Here is a 22,065-nt window from a genome sequence, read left to right on the forward strand (position 1 = left end):
CCTCACTATCTTATCAAAAGCCAACCTATTTTTTTCAGCATATTGAAACACCACCGAAGATGATTAGGTAGTTATCTTGCTGAACACCGTTAGAAAACGAGCTGATAGCATAGTTTATGACGAAGCGAAAAAGTGAATTAAAGACTAAAATGGGAGGTATAAGCTCGCATTTTTGCATTCATATAATCACCACTATCTTGAATGTAGCTAAATTCCTTAATACGACAGAACCAAACTATACAAGCAGATGAACCAGAAAAGGACCTACCAAAACCATAAAAATACCAGCAAGTACCATTGTTAAGCTGGCAATCACCCCTTCTTCTTTATCACGACTATAGGCTTTAGTCGTTCCAAATCCATGTGCTGCGTTGCCCAAAGATGCACCCATGACAAAATGAGATTTTAACGGTAAGGCGGCTAGCACAATATCACCAATGATCATACCTATAACACCAGTAATCATGGTAAACAAAATAACCAGTTCGACAGAGCCACCTATATGATTGCTCAACTCCATTGCAAAAGGTGTAGAAATGGAACGCGCCATTAAGCTATAGGTCGTTGACTGATCAAAATTAAACAGCTTAGCCAAATAAAATGAACTGATCATTCCTGCTAGCATCCCTATCACCACGCCCATACTGATAGAAAGTAGATGTGTTTTGATTATTTCACGGTATTCATAAATTGGAATGGCAAAGGCGACTGTTGCAGGGCCTAACATCCAGACAATCCATTGGTTATCTTGCATATACGTATCATAGGATATATTCAAAGATAAGATTAAAATAATCAGAAGGATAGGGGGTAGTATCGCTGGTGATAAAATGAGATAAGGATATTTTTGATGGATTTTTTTTACGACAGTATAAAAAAGTAAAGTTGAAATCAGACAAACAATGGCGATTAAAGTCATGATTATTTTCCATCCTGATCTATATTACGCAGAGATTGGGAGCGATTATTCTTGATTTTATTTTCAAAATGAAAGCCAAGATGTACACTATATGCTGTAACCACCATGACACAAATGGTGCCCAGAATAACAGCAAAGATTAATTGCCAGCCTTCTGTTAAAAAAAGATGTTTATATTTAATTAGTCCAACAAAACAGGGAATAAAGAATAAAACCAATTCACCCAAAATAAAATCGGAGCCACTCTTGATCCATTCAAGTTTAAAAAATCCAGTCAATAAACCTGCTAAAACAATAAAAAGCCCGATCACTGCACCAGATACTGGAAGTTTAAATAAGGATTGAAGTATGCTGCCAATCCACCAGAAAGCAAGTAATAAACTGATTTGCAAAATGATTTTACTGATATATTTGAGTCGGGTCGAATGTTCGATTTGTACAGGCATTAATATCACAGCTTGATTTTGAAGATAAGGTAATTTTATATGCTGTACGTATGTGAAATAATGAATAATTTTATAAATATTATTCTATATTGGAATAATTTATGGATCTAAAATCACTTAAAATTTTTGTTGAAACTGTTAATAGCCAGAGTTTTAGTTTAGCTGCAGTACGTTTGTTTATGACGCAACCGACTTTAAGCAAGATCATTAAAAGCTTAGAAGAAGAGTTGGGAACAGCACTATTTAAAAAAGGTGAAGCAGGAAGAAAACGTGAAGTCGTACTGACTTATACAGGCGAACTGATTTATCAGCATGCATTAAACATACTGTCAGAACATGAAAAAATATATAACACGATTGAGCAAGTTAAGTTACTTAAAAAGGGTAAACTGACTTTAGGTTTACCACCATTAGGTTCTGTCTTATTTAGTTCACTTATTGCCTTATTTCATAAGCAACATCCGGATATACAGCTTAGTTTTTTAGAGGTAGGCTCAAATAGTATTGAGGAAGCAATTGCAGATAAACGTATTGATGTTGGTATTTTACTTGGTAATTTTCGACCGACTTTTGCGTCAATCCCAGTTGTTGATTCAGCAATGTGTTTACTATCCATAAAAGATTCACAGTGGAGAAATAGGAAAACTGTAAATTTGATCGAATTAAAAGAAGAATCCTTTCTATTATTTTCTGATACCTTTACTTTGAATAGTATGATTATTAAAGCAGCAAATACAGTAGGTTTTGAACCTAAAGTTGTCTGTAAAAGCAGTCAATGGGACTTTATTGCAAAAATGGTTGAATCAAATATGGGAATCGCATTACTTCCTCAAATATATTGCCAGCAATTAGATCAGGAAAAATTCAACACTGCCGTATTGGAAAATCCAGGTTTAAATTGGACTTTAAGTATGGCCTGGAATACGACTATAGCAATGAGTCCTGCAACTAGAGCATGGCTAAATATTGTAAAAGATCATAAACAGAAAATTCACTTTTAGTTCAATGCTTTTACAACCAGTTTTTGATTGTCGTTACAATCAGTTTTGGCTGTTTAATTCATCGGTTCTATCGCATTAAGGAATTTAGGTCTATTTAACTTATGTTTACCTAAAATCTAGTTTATAAATTATTTTTACAATATATTTATTAATTTCAATATTTTGAAGAAAAATAATAGAAATTTATAAAAAATTAGTTCATGAACTTATAGGATTTTTAAGAGCATTTATATGAATGACTAAGTACTGTGAAAAAAGAGAACTAGATGACGTTTAGATAAAATTTTCAATCAAATAATCTTATTGTTGTTATTTCTAGTCACATAGTCTATTTTTATTATATGAATTATTCTTCCTCACCCAAAAGACCACGTGGTCGACCAACCAAACACGGTTGTAACTATGCAGACACTAAAGAAGTTTTAATCCACCGAGGTATCGAGTTACTGACCGAACGTGGAATGAATGCTATGAGCTTGGATGATCTCATGAAATCAGTCCAAGTTCCTAAAGGGTCTTTCTACCATTATTTTGTAAATAAAGAGGCTTTTATTTTAGAAGTCTTAGATGCTTATGAACTTTATTTTGTGAAGCGATTGAATAAGTTTTTAAGTCAAACTGATCTTTGCCCACTAGAAAAGCTGCAAAATTTTATAAAAGATGCGGGTGAAAAAATGCAAAAATATGATTTTAAACGAGGTTGTATTTTAGGTAACTTAGGACAAGAAGTGTCGTATTTGCCACAAGAAATCATTGCCCGAATCGAAAGTATCTTCAAGGTATGGGAGAAATTAGTTTCTGACTGCCTACATCAGTCAAATTCACAATATAGCCTAGCTGATTGCGATGAAGCTGCTTATCAGTTTTGGATTGGGTGGGAAGGTGCAGTTCTAAGAGCACGTTTGGTCAAATCAATAAGTCCCTTAGATGCATTTTATCGCTTGTTTACTTTAGCTGTAAAACAACAAAATCACGTAAAAAGTTAATTAAAAAATAAATGCAGACGTCTGTATTTATTTTTTAATTAATTCTAGACAATCAGTCTAATTAAATGGAGAGGAAGTTCTATGTACAAAGGTATTGTAATTAATAAAGATGAAGCAGGTTACACATCACAAATTACTGAGATTGCATCAAAGCCTTTACAAGAAGGAGAGGTTAGAGTCGAAGTCAAATATTCAACACTCAATTATAAAGATGCTTTAGCCATTACTGGGCGTTCACCAGTGGTGCGTAGTTTTCCTTTGACCCCAGGCATCGATTTTTCGGGTGTTGTGATTGAATCAAAACATCCAGCATGGAAAGAAAGAGATGAAGTTCTACTGAATGGTTGGGGAGTGGGTGAAAAGTATTTTGGAGGGCTAGCCGAGCAAGTCACTGTTTCTGGTGATTGGCTCATACAAAAACCTTCTGCTTTTTCTTTTAAAGATACGATGGTTATTGGTACAGCAGGTTATACCGCAATGTTGTGTGTCATGGCTTTACAAAAACATGGTATTAAACCAAGTGATGGAAAAATTTTAGTGACAGGTGCAAATGGTGGAGTAGGTAGTATTGCCATTATTATTTTGAATCATCTTGGTTATGAGATTACAGCTTCAACTGGTCGACCTCAAGAGTCAGAATATTTAACCTATCTAGGTGCGAGTGAAATTATTAATCGTATTGAATTATCTTCCCCAGGAAAGCCATTAAACAAAGAAGTTTGGGTTGGCGTAATTGATACTGTTGGAAGCCATACTTTAGCCAATGCATGTGCAAGTACAAAATATCGTGGTGCAGTTGCTGCGTGTGGGTTGGCAGGCGGAATGGATTTTCCAGCAACAGTTGCTCCATTTATTCTAAGAGGGATTACCTTATATGGAATTGATAGCGTGATGGCACCAATCGAATTAAGAAAAGAAGCATGGGAACGTTTGGCTACAGAATTAGATCAGACAAAATTAGAAACAGTAACGACTGAAATTCAGTTGACAGATGCTTTAAATATTTCAAATGAAATTTTAGATGGAAAAATTCGAGGTAGAGTTGTTGTACAGATATAGTTTAACAAAATGAGTTGTGGGACTGTTCTAAATTTTGTGTAAGTACTTAATTTTCATTTATCCTACTGAGGATAATAAAAAGAGGTACTTCACATGGATGAAGCTACAATCAAAAGTATGGCAGCTGAATTAGCTAAAAGTTTAAAAACTCCTGAAGATTTAAACCAAATGACGGCCATATTTAAAAAGTTCATGATCGAAACCGCTCTGAATACTGAGCTTTCTGAACATTTAGGCTATGAAAAGCATCAACCTAAGAAAGGATCTAATGCATGTAATGGTTTTAGCTCCAAAACAGTTCTAACACAAGATGGGCAGCTTGCTTTAGATATCCCTCGTGATCGTGATGGCTCTTTTGAACCACAGATTATTAAGAAGCATCAAACACGCATTACTAACATGGATGATCAAATTCTTTCGTTATATGCGAAGGGAATGAAAAATAGAGAAATTGTTGCTTTTTTAAAGAAATGTACGATGTCGATGTATCTGCCTCCCTTATTAGTAAGGTGACGGATGCTGTCATTGAACAAGTGACAGAATGGCAAAATAGAACACTCGATAGTCTTTATCCTATTGTCTATTTAGATTGCATTGTTGTTAAGGTTCGTCAGCATTCAACAGTAATCAATAAATCAGTTTATTTAGCATTAGGCATTAACCTGGATGGCCAAAAAGAACTTCTTGGCATGTGGCTTGCTCAAACAGAAGGTTCCAAATTCTGGCTATCAGTCATGACAGAGCTTAAAAATCGAGGAGTGCAAGATATTCTTGTAGTCTGCCTTGCGAAGCAGCGCTTCTCAGGACTAAAAGGCTTTCCTGATGCGATAGCCTCTGTCTACCCTCATACTGATATCCAGCTGTGTATTGTACATGTTGTATGCAATAGCCTGAGATTTGTGAGCTGGAAGGACTACAAAGTTGTAACAGCAGGATTGATGGCGATCTATCAGGCAAGTACAGAGGAAAATCCTTTAAAGTCCCAAGATATCTTCTGCGATCAATGGAATCACCAGTATCCAAAAATTGGAGAATCCTGGCGGGCAAATTGGGAAAATATCCGAACGATCTTTAGCTATCCTGCTGAAATACGTCATGCGATTTATACAACAAATGCAATTGAATCATTGAATAGCGTGATCCGCCATTCAACTAAAAAGAGAAAGATCTTCTCTTCTGATGATTCAGTGAAAAAGGTCATTTATTTAGCAACTTCAAATGCTGCTAAAAAATGGACCATGCCAATTCAAAATTGGCGTTTAGCAATCAATTGGTTTACGATTCAGTTCGATGATCGATTAAAAGATCATTTATAAAAAAATGAGACTTACACAAAATAATTTACAGGCTCGTAGAAACATGAAAATACATTCTTTTGGTGAACACAATAACATTACTTTATCTAATAATTGTATTGAAGTTCGAGGTGCACGTGAGCATAACCTTAAGGATGTAGATGTTTCTATCCCAAGAAATGCACTTGTTGTTTTCTCAGGTGTATCGGGTTCAGGAAAATCATCACTTGCTTTTGGAACTATTTTTGCTGAAGCACAAAGAAGATATTTCGAATCTGTTGCACCTTATGCAAGACGCTTAATAGATCAGGCCGGAGTACCAGATGTTGATGCTATTGATGGTCTACCACCAGCAGTAGCATTGCAACAACAACGTGGTGCAAGTAATACCCGTTCTTCTGTTGGAAGTGTAACAACTTTATCAAATCTCGTGCGAATGATTTATTCGCGTGTTGGTGCATATCCTGCCGATCAGCCAATGTTATATGCCGAGGACTTTTCACCGAACACTCCTCAAGGTGCTTGTCCTACCTGTCATGGTTTAGGTCACATTTATGAAGTTACAGAATCGACAATGGTTCCTGACCCAACACTCAGTATTCGTGAGAGAGCTATCGCATCATGGCCACCTGCTTGGCACGGGCAAAACTTACGCGATATCCTAGTAACCCTAGGGTATGATGTTGATCGACCATGGAAAGATTTACCGCAATCGGATAGAGACTGGATTTTATTTACTGAAGAAACCCCAACAGTTCCTGTCTATGCTGGTTTAAGCCCCGCTGAGACTCAATCTGCACTTAAACGTAAACTAGAACCCAGCTATATGGGCACTTTCACTGGTGCTCGTCGCTATGTCCTTCATACTTTTGCTAATACCCAAAGTACGTTGATGAAAAAACGTGTTTCACGTTTTATGGAAGGAAAAATATGCCCTTCCTGTCATGGTAAACGCCTTAAACCAGAAGCCTTATCTATTACCTTTGCTGGAGTAGATATTGGTGAGTTTATGCAACTTTCTTTGGATAAGTTAACTTGCCTGCTTGAGCCCATTGTTCTTGGCAATTTCGACGCTCATGATGCTGGAGAAAAGACTAATAATAAAGTAACCCAACTTGATAGATCTGAACGAGCAACAACAGGTAGAGCAGTGCATTCTGTATCTCCAGATGTAAGACGTACGTCAGCACTTTCAGATGAAAAGAAAATTGCTGCCCAGCGTTTAGCAAATGGTGTGGTGGGGCGTTTAAATCAATTACGCCAGTTAGGTCTTGGTTATCTAACATTAGATAGAGCCACACCGACTCTTTCAGCGGGAGAGTTACAACGTTTGCGGTTAGCAACACAATTAAGTTCTATGCTATTTGGTGTAGTTTATGTACTGGATGAACCATCTGCTGGATTACATCCTTCAGATAGTCAGTCATTATATGATTCTCTCGATAAATTAAGAGACGCTGGAAACTCCGTATTTGTTGTAGAGCATGATTTAGAGCTCATGCGTCGTGCTCAATGGTTAGTGGATGTTGGACCAGATGCAGGAGAGCAAGGTGGTAATATTTTATATAGTGGAGTACCTCAGGGTTTAAGTGAGATTTCAGCTTCACGTACTGCAAGTTATTTATTTAATAAAATCCCAGTTACTCAAAGTTATGGACGTACACCCTCTGGTTGGCTTGAACTTAACAATATTTACCGACATAACCTGCATAATATTGATGCTCGTATACCTCTTGGTGTACTTACAGCAGTTACAGGTATTTCAGGTTCAGGTAAATCTAGTCTCGTTTCTCAAGCTTTACCCGAGTTAGTACTTTCATATTTAGGCAATGAATCTGAAACTGAAAACAATAATGAAAATAATCCTTTAAATGAAGGAATGTTGGTTACCGAGGTTACACAGGGTTCTCTGGCTGGTGATGTGGAGGCTATACAGCGTCTGGTACAGGTTGATCAAAAACCAATTGGCCGTACTCCACGTTCTAATCTGGCAACTTATACGGGTTTATTTGATCATGTTAGAAAGTTATTTGCTGGGACTCCTGAAGCTCGCCAAGCTCATTATGATGCTGGACGTTTTTCGTTTAATGTGGCTAAAGGGCGATGTGAAACTTGTGAAGGTGAAGGCTTTGTCAGTGTAGAATTATTGTTTATGCCAAGTGTATATGCCCCTTGTCCGACATGTCATGGTGCTCGATATAATGATGACACTCTGAAAATTCGCTGGAATGGACGTAATATTGCTGAAGTATTAGGAATGACCGTCAATGAAGCACGTGATTTTCTTGATGGAGAGGTCTCGATTGCTCGTTCACTACAATTATTAAAGGAAATTGGCCTTGGTTATTTACGTTTAGGGCAACCAGCGACTGAACTATCTGGTGGAGAAGCGCAACGTATTAAATTGGCGACCGAGCTGCAACGCAATCAGCGTGGAAATACACTGTATATACTTGATGAGCCAACTACAGGTTTGCATCCATCAGATGTAGATCGATTGTTAGTTCAATTGCAGCGATTAGTCGATGCGGGTAATACCGTGGTTATGATTGAGCATGATATGCGTGCCGTTGCACAAGCAGATTGGGTGATTGATGTGGGACCAGGTGCTGGAAATGCTGGTGGGAATATTGTTGTGGTAGGAACACCAAAACAAATAACAGAAAATCAAGATAGCCGTACTGCTCCATATTTAGTTAATGAGTTAGTGAGTCGTGATACTAAACGTTGATATTGCGAGTGGGTAGAATAAAACCTTAAATTAAAAGCCTGTAAAATCAATTAGATATTTTTATTTTTAGGTGGTGTGTGAGCATGAAATCTAAAAGTTTTTTTTCAACTAAGGGCTTTGTTGCACAAACCTATCTGTAACGGCTTTTTCAGCGATATAATTTTCAAATGAAGAAGCCTACACACAAAATCTGCCGCATAACCAATTGGCCCGCATATAACCGAGCACTCATGAGTCGCGGAAATATTGCCATTTGGTTTGATCCTGCTACGCAATGGTATGCTCCATCAAAAGGCGAACAAGGACGAAATCAAACCTACTCCGACGCAGCTATCCAATGCTGCTTAATGATTAAATCCTTATTCCGCCTATCTTTAGATATAGTCACTGGCTTTGTGCAAAGTCTGATTAAATTTTGCGGCTGAGCAGCCCCGAATATCAGTGATATTCGTACAGTACGCTTTGTAGAAGACAAAGCATATTTAGTATAAAAACAAAGTTAGTAAATAAATCATATAAATCAAATACTTTTTTAGAAAATATAAAATATATTTGATTTTATTTTGTTAATTTTGGGACTATAATATTCTATTATTTTAACGCTAAAAATAATTTACCTGTGCAGAAAAAATGATGACACCATTGCTCATTGATGCATTAACAATATCTGAAGGTAGGTTTGAAAAACCATGCCCAGCTTTAGTTTTGAAAATGATGTTACTCAATGAGGAAATAAGCAGTGAGTCTTCAAAAAAAATTAAAAATCAAGCATTACTACTGCTCGCGATATATCGTAAGTTACTGCTTGCTGTCGATAGGGATTTATGTAAGGTAAAAACTCTAAAGGATAGTGTGAAAAGAAGGCACTGGGGTAAAGTGGATAAAGCACAGGACAAGATGGTGGTTGCAGGCCAACTTCGACTAAAGAGTTTAGATCCAGAAGAAATGATTTTATTTTTAAATACACAGCATTTTTTAAAAAAGCTGCCGATTTCCTTTGTTCAAGAATTGATTAATTGGGCATCACCGGTGGTGAGTGGTAATTTTTTAATCGAAAATGTTTTAGCTGGTTATATCGCCCAGAAGCTTTTGCCATTAGAAAGAATTAAAGTGAAAGAGCTGGACAAGTCTGTGCAACCCTATTTTCACATAGCTGACTTTTTTGTGCTTTTACCTCAACTAGAAGAACTTTATCAAAAATATCAAAAGCAAATTGTTCGTTTGGCGCCAACGGCAGAAGTTGCTTTAGCTTTAACAGACTTTGAGAAAGCATGGATTTATCGTCTTAGGAGTAGGCTATGAATATTTATTTTCAGCAACTGAAAGAATGGATAAACCAGAATACCCCTATAGAAGAACAAATACTCCTCCGAGCATTATTTTTATTACGTGCACATTATAGCTTAGCCGGTATCGTTGTCATTTGTCAGCGAATCTTCACATTGATTGGGGATGATGAATTACCAGAATTTCGTGATGAGCTTAATACGTTAAAGATCATTAGTAGATTGCAGGATTCTAAGAAATATGCACATTTTTTCTCAGAAACAATAGATAGAAACAGACATACACCCACGCCATTACGTCCATACACTGGAGACAGTGGAATTTGTGATTTGCTATTGATTCAAGCAGGAAAAAATCATAATAATGAGAGTTTTGATAAAGTAATTATTTGGTTTTTAGAGCAAATATTTAACTTTCAAAAAAAAAGTACATACCCTAGGGCTTTATAGTAGTTATTTAACGGGTGATGGAAGCATAAAGCTGAAAGACCAAAAAGGATCTCGTGTGTACAATGCTTTTTTAGCGATTAGGCTATTAGGTGATGCTGGTAATACACAGATTTTAGAAGACGTAAAAGCATCACTGCTTCAAAATTCTCCGAAACAACTGATTCAGTTAATGTCTGTTCATAATAAAGATGAACAATTAAATAAAATTTATTATGCATTAAAGCTATTTTTATCACAAATCTGGCAAAATAATCGGCAAAAAAATAACAAAAAACGTCGAGAATTTTTACACCGTATAGGTTTAAAGCATAGAAAACTGATCTTGCAACGATACGGCTCATTAAGTATTGCTATTCAACCTTTAGAGGATGTAGATGAAATTCATCGTGGTCTAGTATCTGAAGTATTTGAGGATGATGAGATTGAAGAAGATGAAACACCATTGGAGCCATTGTTTACATTTTTTTTGGCAGAAAAATCCGATTTAATTCGAGGGTTTTATGCATCTAAATCTACTTCTCAGCATGTTGAAGCTACAAATGTTGGTTTAGTTTGGATCAAATGGCGATTGTCATTAAATTCGATTCAAGAAGTGTTTAGGCTCTGTCAACCATCTCATACTGATACCAGCTTAATTTTACGCGCAAAATTAGCTTTAATGTTAAGTTTACTCACAGGACGTTCGGTGAGTGAATTAACAGCGCCTCGTTTTAATCAAAATGCAGATCAGAATAATATTGCTATTCAGTATGATCATACTTTATCTGCATATGTATTAAGTGTGTTTGCAGGGACACCGACACTCAAAAAAAAACCAGAAGATTCTAAATTTCATGTGCCATGGACCAATGAATTACATTTGGTTTTACCGATTGAACTCAATGATTTAGTGAGTCAAGTCAAAAATCTTGGGATTACAAGACATCATATGGCAGTTGAACGTGACGTGAGTGAACTGATTAACCGTGTACCTAAAGAGCTAGAAATCAGCCTCAAAAGCATTCGAGATATTCTTCCACGGTTGTTATATGATCATAGCCAAGGTGATTTAGCTGTCGTTAAAGCAGTGACTAATGCATCAGGTCGAAATTATGATAACTTGATTCATTATGCCTCTTTTGAACAGAGGCAACTTGAGCAACTCTGGGCTGCTTGTTTAAGAACGATAAAAATTAATATTCCTGAATATATATACTCTTCCAATAAGCGGGTGGGTAGCCCAATTGGAATAAAGATTATTGAAATACAAAATGAAATTACACGAATAAAAAAGAGAATAAATCATGCTGCCGAACAGAAAGATTGGCAGACGCTCTTTGATAACTTAACATTGTATACAGCATTATGGATGAATCTTGCAACTGCAGGACGAGGAATTAAGCAGCCCTTTCCAAAGTGGATCAGTCAGCAAGGCTGGGCATTGATTCAAGATAAACATCATCAAGATGAATCAACCGATCGTTATGTGCCATTGACGCAAGCGTTGATCAAACAGATTCAAGGTTTACGTGGTTTGATGGGAATGCTAGGGGAGCAAGTTGAACCACGTGTTGATTTATCATCTTATGCTGTGTAACTTTGTGCTCCTCATCAGATTGAAGGTTTAGTTAGAAATTGGGCACGGAAGTTGGTTCGCTCTGATTATAATCAGTTACCTGGACGGTTCAAGGACGCTGGACTTGGGCACTGGGTAAGGGGTCGCCATCCATGGGATATGTTATCCGTATTTCCTGTATCAGCCTTTAAAAAACAGTGGCTTGATGTACAAGAAAACTTGCAAAAACAATTAGGTTTCGAGTGTCTTGAAGATTTTGATTTTTTAAAAATCAAGGATATTCCAACATTTGTTTTAACTCAAGAGACTAAAACATTACAGGTAGAGACAAAGCCTAGAATAGAGTTTTCTGAAAATGATGTAAAAGAATGGCTCAAAAACCCAGACTATAAGTCCTATTATCCGCTGATTTTTGAGAAAAATCCTGAGCCACAAGTAGCTTTAGAGCTTGGACATCTATTAGCCTCAAATTTAGGGCCTGTCATCAATTAGCTTGAGAAAATCTAATCTGTCCTCATTATCTTTTCATGACTAAACGCTATGCATTAAGAGATGATCAGTGGGAACAGATTAAGGATCTGTTGCCCGGACGAGCAAGTACTGTTGGAGTAACTGCTAAAGATAACAGGCTATTTGTTGAAGCAGTATTGTATCGGTATCGTTCAGGTATTCCGTGGCGAGACTTACCAGAACGTTTTGGGGATTTTAGAGTCGTGCACACTCGCTTTAGCCGTTGGGCTAAGGCAGGCGTATGGCAGAAAGTTTTTGAAGTGCTATCACATGAAAGTGATAATGAATATGCCATGCTAGACTCAACGATTGTGCGCGCTCATCAACACAGCGCCGGAAAAAAAAGAACAGGCGATTGGACGCAGTAAAGGTGGCTTAAGTACCAAAATTCATGCCCGTACTGATGCTTTAGGCAACCCAACAGGATTTTATCTCAGTGCCGGGCAGGCTCATGACTTAAATGGTGCTGATGTGCTGCTGGATTTATCGTTAAGTCAGACTTGGCTCATGGATAAAGCCTATAATTCTAAGGATCGGGTGATTGATCCAATCCATAAGATCAAGGGTCAGATCGTGATGCCATCGAAAAGTAACGCGCTTGAACAGCGTGATTATGACCAGCATCTGTATAAGGCAAGACATCTGATCGAGAATTTCTTCGCCAAGCTCAAGCAGTATCGAGGTATGGCTACGCGCTATGATAAATTGGCTCAAAACTTCCTGTCAGCAATCTATCTTGCCTCAAGCATAATATGGCTTAATTGATGACACGCCCTAGCTAAAGATAAAAATATTGATTTGCCTCAAGCGATTAAAGCATATTGTGCTTATATTCGCGATGAAGCGAAAATTCCTTTATTCGTTCAGCTACCTCAAAAGGCGCATCGTACATGGCTGACATCTGAAAATAGTTTTAGTACATGGTGTTATATAGAACAAAACTTACTTGATGTTATTAAGAGGGATTTAGAACATTTACCTGAACATCAAAATTTTGATGTTGAAATAGGACGTTTGCTGGTTGTACTCTCGATGTATTCACAATTGTGCAGAGTAAGCCATTTACAAGCAATGTTAGAGTTTATTGCTTCTGATCAGCCTATAGTCGCTATGGGATATAGTCGGCTTATTGAGCTGGCAGTGAATAATGATAGATCTGTGACGAAGATACGCCGTACAGTACTGTTAAGTCCTTATGTCTCGACTTTAATTTTAGTAGACCGACAGTATCTACAGCCCCGATTAAAAATTATTTTAGCACAGTCAAAAGATCAACAAAGAAAGGCTTGGCAAAAGTGTTTTAATACATATTTAAAACAAATAGGACTTAAGTCAACTCTATCGTTAGCTCAATGGTTGAAAGCTTTACAGCAAAAGGTGATGTTAAATAGCACTCCGTTGATTGCAGGTTATATATCAGGCCAAGTCCTGACTGAAGATTTTTCAATAAATGAATTATTACGATTATCCGAATATGAAAAATTAACCATAGGTTTAGATAGCACTGAGCCTGAAAGTGAAATAGAAATAGGCGATGAGCAACTACATTTGTCTGATATTTTAGTGATGATTCAGCAACTAAAAGGTGAGTCTAGGTCAAGCATTTGGCTTAAACAGCTTGCCAATAATAAAACGAATCACTACTCAGTCAATTTATTAACGTGCTTTGTGCAATGGTTGATTTTACGCTGTGATGCAGAAGAGTTAAGTCTACAGAATCGAAATATGATTCATCTACATTTGGCCATTGTCAGTGCAGGTATATTGGGGTTTTCAGAAGATTTAACAAAAGATAGCCAGATTGATGAAGATGTATTTCAAAAATGGATGGAGTTGACGCAAGAGCATTTTCCACACCGCAAGCATCTCGCAGCGTGGAATCGCTTTAGAGATTTTTTAATTCAGTTAAATAATGATCGTATAAAGTTACACAAGTGTACAGCGCATCAAGCAAGTGCTAAAGTTTTTTCAAAAAATGAAGTGCAGCAGATCGTTCAAATATTACAATCTGTAGAATCTGGGGTGAATGATGCTGCTTTACGTCTAGAGATTCAGCGTCATTTTCGTTTATCTGCGGCGATGGGTGTACGCCGTTCAGAGACACTTCATTTACGGCCCTTAGATATTGATGAAGATATGCTCCGAATTCGTCCTTATGGTGAGCATCAGTTAAAAACACTTGGATCAGAACGTGTTGTTCCGATGAATTTATTAAGTCAGACGATTCAAAAGGGATTAGATAATATTTATAAGAATAAAAAAGATTCAATATTAATGTCTGATGAGAATAGTGGGCATAGGCCTTTTTTTGATCAAATATCTCAAATATTAAAGAAAGTCACTGGAGATGTTGATCTCAGCTTACATCATTTAAGACATACGTTTGCAAGTGCATATACTTTAAAGTGTTTGCAAACAGTGGTGGATTTTAAAGTGCTGACGATAGAACTTCCATGGCTACAAACTTGGATGCCATCGAATGAGCAATTTAATACGCTAGTAGGCAATGAAGGACAGGTTGGGCAAGGGATTAAGGCGATTAGTCGAGTGCTTGGACATTTACATGAATCGACAACGTTAAAGCATTATATTCATATCTTATTTCTAGCTACTTATGCCTATAGCATGCAACAACAGCAACCCAATTTACATACTGCATTTTTTAACCGAGTCATGAGTCGGAGTAATTTATTCAGGCATTTCCAAGCGATTCATCAACAGAATGGTAATCTAAAATATGAGTTGAGAGACACCATCGAAAAATATGTACTCAAAAAAAGACAAAGTCAGATGTGGGTCATCTATGCTCAAAAAAGAGGGAATTCGACTGGAAAAGTAATTAAACACGAATTATTTCAAAAGTTTGAAGATATTGAGCGGTATCTTATTTGTGGGCAGGGGCAGCCACGATTAGATATTGAGTCCTGGAAGAAAGCTTTAATTATGATGGCAAACATTCCGTCAGGTAAACGTGGTTCAAATATAGGAAGACATCCATTATCGACACAAGGAAAGTTAGCACGTTTGCCTGAATTACTCAGTACTGTAGATTTTAATTCTGCACAAGAGATTTTAGAGCGATTTGATTATTTAGAACAAAACCAATCAGAAACTTATAATTGGTTAATAAAAAAATGGTTGTATGAAAGTAATGTAACAAAAGTATTGATGCATTTTACCGCAGAAGATAAACCTATGCTTTCACTTCTTATAGAACATCAGTTTTTTCCAGTAGTGATGAAACATAATAAATATGATTATTTTAGAATAATGTCTCAACAAGCGTCATTAAGCGCCGTGCGATGGGTACTTGCGTGGTTGAGTGTACGATATTTAGCGATTGGAGATCATATCAGAATCTAAGTATATATGACTTACGCACGCTTTGTTACACAAAGGTTTGAAAGACAGCGCTACCTTAATTGAGCTAATTTCAAGTGACAACTTGGATGTAAGTGCAGCCAAATTCTGTGAATTCGTTCAAGATAGCTACGCGTGCATGAATATCATTTACCTGACTAGGAAAATTTCTTGCTGCTCATTTATAGCTTAATAATAGAGACTTAAGTATTTTTTATGGATCAACAGAACCAAAAAACATCGCATTATCTATTGTGTTTTGTCTGCTGCTGGAAGCTATGTAACATGATTCCTTAGGGGAAATAGCCTAAGCTTAATAAGTGATTAAAAGCGCTGAAAATCCGCAAATTTGATTTTTTTCTTCGCTTTCAATTTGATCCATACGTTATTTATTTATATTTTTCATTTACAAAGCAATAAAAGATTCTAATTTGGTTTGCTCAAAGAAAAAGATACCCATTTGATAATTAGGTTACAGCAAAATCTGTAATCAGGCGTGGAAACCTGAAAATTACTACAGAAGTATTAAAACTGCTTTAACAGTTTTTTGTGCCTATTATGCTTAGTTTGCTATTATTAAATATCATTCAGCATAAAGTCATGTTGCAGAAGAAATGTCACCTTCAATGCAGCGTGACAATTTTGAAGTAGCACTAACTGATTTTGAAAAACATCCAATCATCAAATGTTTATTTAAAGCGAATAACCAGCGTTCTACAGAATATTGGAGCGTGCAAGAAATTGCAAACTTTATTGAGGATTGTACAGAAGATCAAAAACATCAATTTATATTCTAGTAACTTAAATTCTCAATAAAAAATTATGTTTTTTTTAATAAACAATAGCTTATTTTACTATTTCTTATTAATAGTTATAATTTTTTCATAACAAAAAACTCTTGATAAAAATTTTACAGCAAGCTTACATGTTTGGTAACCAGCTGTCTCGATTACCTGAATTTTCTAATTTAGCTGTAGGAGGTGAAAGTTATGAATCTCTCGCTGTCAAAATCAAAGAAATGCTCAGAGATCCAATACAACAAAAGCAATTTTTACCAAATCTAAGAAACTTAGGCTTCAAACCTTGAGTGTATTGGAGAATACACTTATTGTATTCTCCAATACGTATCGTAAATACACAGTAATACACCATGAAAACAAGTACAAAATACAGTGTTAGTGATGCAGCTACATTGTATAAAAAATCTCGTGCTACACTTTATAAAGATATAAAAAATGGGGTATTAAGTCGTGATCATGATGGCTCTATCGACTTCTCTGAGTTACTCCGCGTTTATGGTGAACCTTTTAGTGGAAAACACTCAAAACATACTGATACGTCTCCAACACAAACTATAAATACACCTGAATACACCGACAATACAGTTATTGAACTAAAGAATCAGATCGATTTTCTAAAGAAACAGTTAGAAAAAGCAGAAGATCGCGAAGCTAAAGCAAATTCTCGTATTGATACATTACTTACCCTAATTGAAATGAGGCCAACTCAGGTTCATTCCACACCAACTTCAGATCAATCTTCAGTGCAATCTAGTTCATCTCAAGTAGAACCTACATTGAATGTAGATAACGACAAACATGACGGATTGACTACTCCAGATCAAAAAGAAAATAAGCGCATTCTGGTGCCTAAACACATTGAACCAGTGCCTGAGAAAAGAGGCTTTTGGAGCCGTTTTTTTAGACCCTATGATTAACCACGATTGTTTAACCCATATGAATAAAGTCGTGAAACTTTGATTAAATAATAAGCGTCGAACGTGAAAAATCATAAAAAAAAAGCCCACCTTGGGGAGGTTGGGCAAAAAAGGAACTACAGCTTTGATTTGTAAGCGGAATTATAACGCATTTCATATAAGGTGTATTATGTTAATTTTAGGGAAATTAAAGAGTAGAAGTGAACTTAAATCTAAATAATAAAAAATTTGTAAATGCTAAAAATACATCTAATGGAGAAGTATCTCACGAGACTGTTTTTAATTATTACCAAGTAGGTGAGTGTATAGAAGCTACCTATTCTGGTGGCAGTATTACCAATGGACATTTACTAGGTTTCATGACTTCTGAAAAAACTTTCACTATGGCGTACCACCACATCAATCAGATGAATGAATTACGTATAGGTGAATGTAATACTGAGATTGAGATCCAAGCCAATGGGAAAATTAAGTTAATTGAAAACTGGCAATGGCGTAATGGCGACTGTTCTACAGGCGAATCAATACTTATTGAAATCTAAGGTAGAGATAAATAAAGCCCTGATCTAGGGTCAGGGCTTCGTATAATCCGTATTATGTTAATTTTAGATGAATTAAAAAGCTGAAATAATCAAGAAGTGAAGTGCCTACATGTATCTGTTTTTAATAACGATAAAAACTGATTGCCATATAATTTCGGATCTAATTTTTTGATTCTACAAATAATTTTAGAGATTGATTCATATATTCAAAATCTTTCGTTATATGTGTCAAGTTTTTATGCATTATAGGTACAAGCACACCACTAAATCTGTCAGAGTGTACGAGATGGGTTTTTCCATTCTCTTGAGAGTAAATTTCAAAACGATGATTACCATCTAAAAGACCAGGTATTAGAAAGTGACCTAGCCAACTTAAAGACTGAGCATTTTTAACTTCCAATAGTGTAGGCTTAAATTCCATTGCTTTTTTCTTAGTTGGATGAATCCTAATCTTTAGTTTTTCACCTATGTTTAACTTTCCTTCAACTTTACGGTTAAAGGGATTCCAACTCTCATACGATTTAAAGTCAGTCAGTACCTGCCAAACTTGTTCCGGTGTCGCATTAATATCAATATGTGTAGTTATCTTTAAAGAAAGCATAATTTACCTCTGGTATCTAGAATGGCGATTCTCTGCTTATAAGCATAATTTAGTAGGGTTATTTTTTGCTGACAGTAATCCTCTTTATGGCAGACACATTTTCAAATGTCTCATCAGGTGACAGTTTCTTTAAAAGTTTTTCTGTACTGTAACCCCATAAAACTGCACCGAAAGCAATTCCTACCGATCTAGCTGCTTCATAATCGGTAATCTGATCACCAATATAGATAGTTTCTGAGGGTTTAAAGTCTGCTTTTTTTAAAAGCTGCTTTAACCTAGATGCTTTTCCAAAAAAAGATGCACCGCATTCAAAGTAACTAAAGTATCGACAGCTTGAACCAAGAACACTGGTCACATTTTCGTATCCATTTGAAGAAACTAATCCCACTGTAATTCCATGTTCATTAAGGTGTGCAAGCATTTCATCTGTATGATCAAATAGAGGAATCTTTGAAGAATTTACCTTCATAAGTTTTATAAAACTCTGAGTAATCGCAGGTAGTTTCCATACTGGTATCCCAAGATTTTTCATTATCTCTCGGGAAGATATTTCCCTAAAAGATTCAACCTCATCTAAATAAATCTTCTTGAAAGAATGCATGTCAGCTAGATGATTTATAGTTGAAACAAAGAAAGGAAAGGAATCTGCTAAGGTTCCATCAAAATCGAAAATAACCAACTTATATACTCTAGTTGAATAAGTTTGTGAGAATACCATTTACTCTACTTACTCTATATAAAATATTTTAAAATCATAAACTTAATGACTACCCCAAATTATGGGATAGCCATACTACTTTGATTATTTGAATAGAGGTAAGCATGTACTAAGCACAACGCATTAAAGCTGATACTGCTTTTTCTAAAAATTGCAAAGTGGTAGGTTTGAGCCAGGTTCCCTCGGCAAGACTTGGTTCATTTTGCATGGCATTGCGAATCTTCGCATGTGTCGCCGGATTTTTGCCTGCGTAACCTTGTAACATGGAGAGCCATTGCTGTGCTAAACATTTTGCTTGTTCACTGTCAGGTTCAATCCCAGCATGAATGGCCTTCTCCAATCCGATCAATAACTGGGGCCAATTTTTCATCTCACGTGCATAATTTTGCTTCATAAAAGCAAATTCCTCCTCGGATAAATAACGTGCAAAAACGTTCAGCTTACTCTCGGCAAATGCTTCAAGTAGAAACTCAACCACTTCCGGATGCACACCCAATTTTTCCTGAAATGCCGATTCAGCTGAATGCATGCTATTCAATTTAGCCAACCATTCAGGATTAGCAGCCGTATTCTGTTCGAGAGTCAGCATCCAGCGTGAAGCCAGGTTTTGGGCAGTTTCACTACTAGAAGATTCTCCGGCCTTAAAGAGTGCATTCGCTTCGACGACAAGCGCTTCCCATTCTTTTTGTTGTTTACTGTCTGCCTGTAAAAAAGTCAGATCTGCAAGTTCCTCTTTTGTAAAATATTGTTCGTACATAGACATAAGCTCCAGTGTTTTTAGCCAATTGTCCAGTTCCAGCTCTTCACCATTCATCAGTTGATTTTTGAGACTGCTCAAACGATAGCGCAGTTGAGTCTGCTTAATGATCATCTGATCGATTGCCTGAATCTGCCGATCAATTAATGGGGCGAGTGCCAGGTTTGGACTATTAAGAACCGCGCCAATTTCTGCCAATGTCATTCCAAGCCCTCGCAATGCCTGAATTTGGTATAAGCGAGTAATATCTTGACGACTGTAAAGTCGGTAACCGGCGTCGGAGCGGGCCGAAGGCTGAAGTAAACCGATATCGTCATAGTGATGAAGGGTGCGAATAGTTAACCCTGTCCGCTTAGCCAGTTCACCGACTTGTAATAACATCTTTTGACTCCTTTATTCCTTAGGCGTGTCTTATGCTAGAGGCTAACGTTACGTTAGGGTCAAGTATCTAAGCTATAAAAAATATTTATGGCAAATAATTTACATTTCTAATGTTTTATTTATTTAGGTAGTAGAATTTTTTATATTCCAAAAATTTCGTATCCATTTAACATAATGGGCGTTATACGAAATTCTGTTGTAAGCCCCAAAAAAAAGCGAGGATTTTCTCCTCGCTCTTTTACTCAACAAATTAGAAGTTATATTTTAATTGAGCATTTACACCATTAAAGCCATCAAACGCATTAACGTGTGTATAAGCCACTTCTGCAGCTAAGTTTGGAGTGAAGTTATAGCCAGCTCCAGCCTGAATGATTAAACCTGAATCATCTTCGCTAGTTGAAACTGTATAACCTAGATAAGTAGCATCTACATCCAGGTCAACACGTGCATAACCAGCCATACCTTTAGCATAGAAGTTATTTGCTAAAGGATATTTAGCTGTTAAGCCAATACCATAGTATTGAACATCGGCATCAGTTCTTACACCAAGTTCTTCTAAATCGCCATCGAACTCGATGTCATTCACAGATTTATTCCAGAATACTTCAGCACCAACATATTCATTAAATTGCAAACCACCATTCAGGCCTAGAAAATGTACATCAACATTATCGTTATTTAAAAATGTATAGCCAGCGCCTACATATGGCTGAATTGTTGTATTACCAGCATTTGCCGTAGTTGCTGCAACAGCCCCAAGAAGTGATACCAAAAGCAGTTTTTTCATTGTATATCTCATGAATATTGAAGTTATATAAAAACCCATAAATCATTGATTTAAAGGATTTGCATATATTGGAAATATAAATAAAAATTTGCAATAAATTTATACTAATTAGTAAGATGGTTTTTGATTAATAAATAATCTTTTCTATTTAACATAATGGGGGTTATGCGAAATCAAAAAGCCTAGACACTTGGCTAGGCTTTAAATTTTAAAAATACATAAAGATTAATGCTATAGTCTCAATTTTTTAAGTTCGTATAACGCCCATTATGTTAAATAACAATGATTTTAGTTGATTATTCATCCTTATAGCTTTCGAAAACTTGCAGAACCTTTCTTAATTTGTAATCCTTGCTGCCAAGGGTGCCTAGCTAAGCTAAGGCAGGTATTTGTTGTAGTCGGGCCGCTATAACAGGATGAAGAGTACCTGTATGTTTAATCTAAATATTTTTAATAAGATTTCTACTGAAGTCTTAACCTATAAGAATGCCCTTGAACTGAAGTCAGAGAATCAATTAATCATAAAATATAAGACCTCCAGTTCTGATGACTATAGAAAAGCTATTGTTTTAGTTCTAAAAGAGCGAGGATATAGTAGGTTGGAAATAGGGCAGTTACTTGAGAGTTAATTCTTAAAATTTTCTAAAATTAACATAATACCCCCTTATACGAATTCCCAGAACATGGCTTTCAGCCATGCTTTTGTTTATCAAAATAGTATAGATATATGAATTTTAAGATAAAGAAAAAGCCTTATAGTCTCTCCCGGAACTATAAGGCTTATAAATCGCTGTAATTTTTTTCTTAATTACCTACTTTTTTACTCTATAAGTTATGAATATATTTTACCAATAGGTAAAAAAAGATATAAGACAAAAGATGAATATGCTAAGAATTCCGCGTAAAGCCTACTAGTTTCGCATAACTACCATTATGAACCGTACCGGGTTTGTCGGAGACTTTT

General features: G+C 36.2%; 14 protein-coding genes and 7 pseudogenes. 14 read left to right on the forward strand and 7 right to left on the reverse strand.

Going from position 1 to position 22,065, the window contains the following annotated elements:
• Window positions 1-235 precede the first annotated feature (235 nt).
• Both RJ01_RS14370 and RJ01_RS14375 read right to left on the reverse strand, forming a co-directional pair.
• On the reverse strand, window positions 236-919 hold the full coding sequence (locus RJ01_RS14370) for an LrgB family protein (RefSeq protein ID WP_004779971.1): 684 nt from the start codon (window positions 917-919) through the stop codon (window positions 236-238).
• A gap of 2 nt (window positions 920-921) precedes the next feature.
• Window positions 922-1,365 carry a CidA/LrgA family protein gene (locus RJ01_RS14375; RefSeq protein ID WP_034171590.1) on the reverse strand — a complete coding sequence of 148 codons (444 nt, stop codon included), beginning with the start codon at window positions 1,363-1,365 and terminating at the stop codon, window positions 922-924.
• Between the two features lie 101 nt (window positions 1,366-1,466).
• Between RJ01_RS14375 and RJ01_RS14380 the strand changes: the two genes are divergently transcribed.
• The 10 genes and pseudogenes from RJ01_RS14380 to RJ01_RS14430 all read left to right on the forward strand — a co-directional run.
• Window positions 1,467-2,366 (forward strand): LysR family transcriptional regulator, encoded by a 900-nt coding sequence (locus RJ01_RS14380; protein WP_004779974.1) that lies wholly within the window; start codon window positions 1,467-1,469, stop codon window positions 2,364-2,366.
• A gap of 341 nt (window positions 2,367-2,707) precedes the next feature.
• Window positions 2,708-3,352, forward strand: a complete 645-nt coding sequence (locus RJ01_RS14385) for a TetR/AcrR family transcriptional regulator (RefSeq protein WP_034171591.1) — start codon at window positions 2,708-2,710, stop codon at window positions 3,350-3,352.
• An 81-nt stretch (window positions 3,353-3,433) separates the two neighbouring features.
• The gene (locus RJ01_RS14390) at window positions 3,434-4,411 is read left to right on the forward strand and encodes an MDR family oxidoreductase (protein WP_034171592.1); all 978 of its coding nucleotides are present in this window, start codon (window positions 3,434-3,436) and stop codon (window positions 4,409-4,411) included.
• 93 nt (window positions 4,412-4,504) lie between these two features.
• A pseudogene (locus RJ01_RS14400) lies at window positions 4,505-5,727 on the forward strand (IS256 family transposase).
• A 43-nt stretch (window positions 5,728-5,770) separates the two neighbouring features.
• Window positions 5,771-8,437 (forward strand): excinuclease ABC subunit UvrA, encoded by a 2,667-nt coding sequence (locus RJ01_RS14405; protein WP_034171595.1) that lies wholly within the window; start codon window positions 5,771-5,773, stop codon window positions 8,435-8,437.
• Between the two features lie 167 nt (window positions 8,438-8,604).
• Window positions 8,605-8,859, forward strand: a pseudogene (locus RJ01_RS15985) (transposase); the annotation flags it as partial.
• A gap of 208 nt (window positions 8,860-9,067) precedes the next feature.
• Window positions 9,068-9,739, forward strand: a complete 672-nt coding sequence (locus RJ01_RS14410) for a hypothetical protein (protein WP_034171596.1) — start codon at window positions 9,068-9,070, stop codon at window positions 9,737-9,739.
• A pseudogene (locus RJ01_RS16655) lies at window positions 9,736-12,196 on the forward strand (site-specific integrase); the annotation flags it as partial. The gene RJ01_RS14410 and the pseudogene RJ01_RS16655, both read left to right, overlap by 4 nt.
• A 59-nt stretch (window positions 12,197-12,255) precedes the next feature.
• A pseudogene (locus tag RJ01_RS15990) lies at window positions 12,256-13,003 on the forward strand (IS5 family transposase).
• Between the two features lie 9 nt (window positions 13,004-13,012).
• Window positions 13,013-15,601: pseudogene (locus tag RJ01_RS14430) on the forward strand (tyrosine-type recombinase/integrase); the annotation flags it as partial.
• A 70-nt stretch (window positions 15,602-15,671) separates the two neighbouring features.
• Here the strand turns inward: RJ01_RS14430 and RJ01_RS16215 are convergent.
• A pseudogene (locus RJ01_RS16215) lies at window positions 15,672-15,773 on the reverse strand (IS5/IS1182 family transposase); the annotation flags it as partial.
• A gap of 383 nt (window positions 15,774-16,156) precedes the next feature.
• Between RJ01_RS16215 and RJ01_RS16820 the strand changes: the two are divergent.
• The 3 genes and pseudogenes from RJ01_RS16820 to RJ01_RS14445 all read left to right on the forward strand — a co-directional run.
• Window positions 16,157-16,374: pseudogene (locus RJ01_RS16820) on the forward strand (hypothetical protein); the annotation flags it as partial.
• Window positions 16,375-16,748: 374 nt separating this feature from the next.
• Window positions 16,749-17,315 carry a plasmid replication DNA-binding protein gene (locus RJ01_RS14440; protein ID WP_034171598.1) on the forward strand — a complete coding sequence of 189 codons (567 nt, stop codon included), beginning with the start codon at window positions 16,749-16,751 and terminating at the stop codon, window positions 17,313-17,315.
• A 200-nt stretch (window positions 17,316-17,515) separates the two neighbouring features.
• A complete protein-coding gene (locus RJ01_RS14445) occupies window positions 17,516-17,857 on the forward strand; it encodes a hypothetical protein (protein ID WP_005237660.1) in 342 nt (113 codons plus the stop codon).
• Window positions 17,858-18,017: 160 nt separating this feature from the next.
• Here RJ01_RS14445 and RJ01_RS14450 read toward each other — a convergent pair whose 3' ends face one another.
• From RJ01_RS14450 to RJ01_RS14465, 4 genes are all read right to left on the reverse strand, one after another.
• On the reverse strand, window positions 18,018-18,458 hold the full coding sequence (locus RJ01_RS14450) for an SRPBCC domain-containing protein (protein ID WP_034171599.1): 441 nt from the start codon (window positions 18,456-18,458) through the stop codon (window positions 18,018-18,020).
• 58 nt (window positions 18,459-18,516) lie between these two features.
• Window positions 18,517-19,176, reverse strand: coding sequence for an HAD-IA family hydrolase (locus RJ01_RS14455; RefSeq protein WP_034171600.1), 660 nt, complete (start codon window positions 19,174-19,176; stop codon window positions 18,517-18,519).
• Between the two features lie 109 nt (window positions 19,177-19,285).
• Window positions 19,286-20,314: a MerR family transcriptional regulator gene (locus RJ01_RS14460; RefSeq protein ID WP_034171601.1), complete on the reverse strand. Its 1,029-nt coding sequence runs from the start codon at window positions 20,312-20,314 to the stop codon at window positions 19,286-19,288.
• 250 nt (window positions 20,315-20,564) lie between these two features.
• Complete coding sequence (locus RJ01_RS14465; protein ID WP_034171602.1) at window positions 20,565-21,101, reverse strand: porin family protein; 537 nt, start codon at window positions 21,099-21,101, stop codon at window positions 20,565-20,567.
• 431 nt (window positions 21,102-21,532) lie between these two features.
• On the opposite strand from RJ01_RS14465, the gene RJ01_RS16660 reads away from it, so the two are divergent.
• Window positions 21,533-21,730 (forward strand): hypothetical protein, encoded by a 198-nt coding sequence (locus RJ01_RS16660; protein WP_004779908.1) that lies wholly within the window; start codon window positions 21,533-21,535, stop codon window positions 21,728-21,730.
• Window positions 21,731-22,065 lie beyond the last annotated feature (335 nt).

Source organism: Acinetobacter sp. YZS-X1-1, from assembly GCF_000804305.1.
Lineage (GTDB): Bacteria > Pseudomonadota > Gammaproteobacteria > Pseudomonadales > Moraxellaceae > Acinetobacter > Acinetobacter variabilis.

Excerpts from the sequence above, each read along its gene's own strand:
- RJ01_RS14375 (WP_034171590.1), bottom strand. The coding sequence starts at position 1,365 with ATGCCTGTACAAATCGAACATTCGACCCGACTCAAATATATCAGTAAA.
- RJ01_RS14380 (WP_004779974.1), top strand. The coding sequence starts at position 1,467 with ATGGATCTAAAATCACTTAAAATTTTTGTTGAAACTGTTAATAGCCAG.
- RJ01_RS14370 (WP_004779971.1), bottom strand. The coding sequence starts at position 919 with ATGACTTTAATCGCCATTGTTTGTCTGATTTCAACTTTACTTTTTTAT.
- RJ01_RS14440 (WP_034171598.1), top strand. The coding sequence starts at position 16,749 with ATGAAAACAAGTACAAAATACAGTGTTAGTGATGCAGCTACATTGTAT.
- RJ01_RS16660 (WP_004779908.1), top strand. The coding sequence starts at position 21,533 with ATGTTTAATCTAAATATTTTTAATAAGATTTCTACTGAAGTCTTAACC.
- RJ01_RS14450 (WP_034171599.1), bottom strand. The coding sequence starts at position 18,458 with ATGCTTTCTTTAAAGATAACTACACATATTGATATTAATGCGACACCG.
- RJ01_RS14465 (WP_034171602.1), bottom strand. The coding sequence starts at position 21,101 with ATGAAAAAACTGCTTTTGGTATCACTTCTTGGGGCTGTTGCAGCAACT.
- RJ01_RS14410 (WP_034171596.1), top strand. The coding sequence starts at position 9,068 with ATGATGACACCATTGCTCATTGATGCATTAACAATATCTGAAGGTAGG.
- RJ01_RS14385 (WP_034171591.1), top strand. The coding sequence starts at position 2,708 with ATGAATTATTCTTCCTCACCCAAAAGACCACGTGGTCGACCAACCAAA.
- RJ01_RS14455 (WP_034171600.1), bottom strand. The coding sequence starts at position 19,176 with ATGGTATTCTCACAAACTTATTCAACTAGAGTATATAAGTTGGTTATT.
- RJ01_RS14405 (WP_034171595.1), top strand. The coding sequence starts at position 5,771 with ATGAAAATACATTCTTTTGGTGAACACAATAACATTACTTTATCTAAT.
- RJ01_RS14460 (WP_034171601.1), bottom strand. The coding sequence starts at position 20,314 with ATGTTATTACAAGTCGGTGAACTGGCTAAGCGGACAGGGTTAACTATT.
- RJ01_RS14390 (WP_034171592.1), top strand. The coding sequence starts at position 3,434 with ATGTACAAAGGTATTGTAATTAATAAAGATGAAGCAGGTTACACATCA.